Raw genomic sequence first — 1896 nt, 5'->3', positions numbered from 1 at the left:
GAAGGGCAGATGCGGGCTATCCGCAACATTCTGGGGGGGACGGTATGAACGCAGATACCTGGCTGAGAGTGGCGACGGACGGACTGCCGGAGGTGGTCAAAACCCGCATCGTTCAGGACACGCGGGAACATCTGGCAGACGCGGGACTGGGCAGCGCCGCTGACGTTGAGCCTGTTTTGGGTGCGCCGGAAGACACCGCTAAAGAGATGAGGCGGCTGTACTTGACTGAGAAGGAACTTAAGGCTTTGGGAAATGACCGATTCTTTCTGTTCTTTGCTGTTTTCACTGGTGTTTGGGCCTTGTGCGTTTTAATGTCGGCTTTTTACGCTTCTTCGGCACTGTATTATCATCTGAGCGCCGTTGCACATGGCTCTACCATATCTAAGACTTGGGCGGAGCAATTATCGCCTATTATTTCAGGTTCTCTGTCATTCTCGTTCAGCTTTTTTATTTTGCTCAAATCCTTAACTCTAAGTCGTTTAGAAAGGATGCAGTACGTTTTCTTATCCCTTACGACTTTTCTCATTCCGTTTGCATTTATGACCTTTGACGGGCACCTTAGCTTTGTTGGTGTATCTTATTTGCTCCTCGTTTTTCACTCTTTCCAACAATGGCGGCAGCAGCGGCAAAAGCTCGTGCGTACCGTCCGACTCATGGCCTGACTGTCAAACCCCCAGGAGAGAGGACTATGAATGCTGAGAACTGGTTGCATATCGCTACCGCTGACCTGCCAAGCGCCGTCAAAATCCGTATCGCGCAGGACACGCGGGAACATCTGGCAGACGCGGGACTGGGCAGCGCCGCTGACGTTGACCCCGTTTTGGGTGCGCCGGAAGACACCGCCAAGGAATTGAAACGGCTGTATTTGACAGATGGAGAACTCGATATATTACAGGATAATCGATTCCTTATATTTATGACTTCATTTTCTATATTCATGGGCATGATCGGATTATTCCTGGTACTTAATTCAGCAGACGCACTTGCTTTCAATCTCCAATACATTTCAACTTTTCCTGAAGGGGATTTTTCTATATCAAATTACGTATATAATATTCTAGAGGGGTCGGTTTTTCTTTTTCTAAATGCCTTCTTGATTTTCAAACTGCATTTTGAATCCAAGAAACGAAGAGAAAAGTATATCAGCTTATCTTTCCCAAATGTACTTCTAGCATATATTCCCAGCATCTTCTATGGTGAGGGAAAATTTAGTGTTGGAGATGCCATAGTCTCCCTGTTTTATTTAGGGGCAGCCTTCGCCTTTTTTCATTATTGGCGGCAACACCACCGCAGGCTCCTGCGTACCCTCCGCCTCATGGCTTGACCTCAACTCAACCAAAGAAGCGCGGCAGTGTGGGCCTTTTCCCCCCGCTGCCGCGCCTGCTTTTTGCCGCCTTCAGCCCTGGGCCACAAGGTCGGCGTATTCGGCGTGCTTCTCGATGTAGCCGCGAATAAAGGCGCACGACGGCACCACCTTTTTGCCCGCCTGCCGCACGTCGTCCAGCGCGAAGCGGGCGAGGCTACTGCCCAGGCCCTCGCCTTCGTGGGCGGGGTCAACCTCGGTGTGGGGCAGAACGACCTTTTCCCCGTCCTGGCGGTACTCGGCAAACCCGACGACCTGTCCGCCTTCCACGACTTCGTAGCGGCTCTGCTGCTCATTTTTACGGAGTTCTGGCATGGCGGCAGTCTACCTTTGCCAGCGCCACGCTTTAGTCTGACTTCCATGAAAGTCGTCATCAGTGTGGACATGGAAGGCATTTGCGGGGTCGCGTCGTGGGTGCAGGTCAGCCCGCCGGAATTCGGGGGACTGGTGAGTGGCAGCGAGTACGAAAAGGCCAGGATTCAGATGACCCGCGAGGCCGCCGCTGCTGCTGAGGGCGCGTTTGCAGCGGGAGC

General features: G+C 52.4%; 4 protein-coding genes. 3 read left to right on the top strand and 1 reads right to left on the bottom strand.

The window, feature by feature from the left end; translation table 11 throughout:
• On the top strand, window positions 1-662 hold a 662-nt coding region (locus Q4C89_RS08570; RefSeq protein WP_303102187.1), incomplete at its 5' end, for a hypothetical protein.
• A gap of 26 nt (window positions 663-688) precedes the next feature.
• Window positions 689-1324: a hypothetical protein gene (locus Q4C89_RS08565; RefSeq protein WP_303102186.1), complete on the top strand. Its 636-nt coding sequence runs from the start codon at window positions 689-691 to the stop codon at window positions 1322-1324.
• Between the two features lie 72 nt (window positions 1325-1396).
• On the opposite strand, the gene Q4C89_RS08560 is transcribed toward Q4C89_RS08565, so the two are convergent.
• Entirely contained in the window at window positions 1397-1678 is a 282-nt protein-coding gene (locus Q4C89_RS08560; protein WP_303102185.1) for a GNAT family N-acetyltransferase, read from the bottom strand.
• A gap of 45 nt (window positions 1679-1723) precedes the next feature.
• Here Q4C89_RS08560 and Q4C89_RS08555 point away from each other — a divergent pair.
• Window positions 1724-1896 (top strand): M55 family metallopeptidase (locus Q4C89_RS08555; RefSeq protein ID WP_303102189.1); only part of this gene is annotated, 173 nt, incomplete at its 3' end.

It is taken from the genome of Deinococcus sp. (genome assembly GCF_030523985.1).
Taxonomy (GTDB): Bacteria; Deinococcota; Deinococci; order Deinococcales; family Deinococcaceae; genus Deinococcus.
The sequence above is the reverse complement of the archived record's forward strand: the minus strand, read 5'-3'. Positions and strand labels throughout refer to the sequence as shown.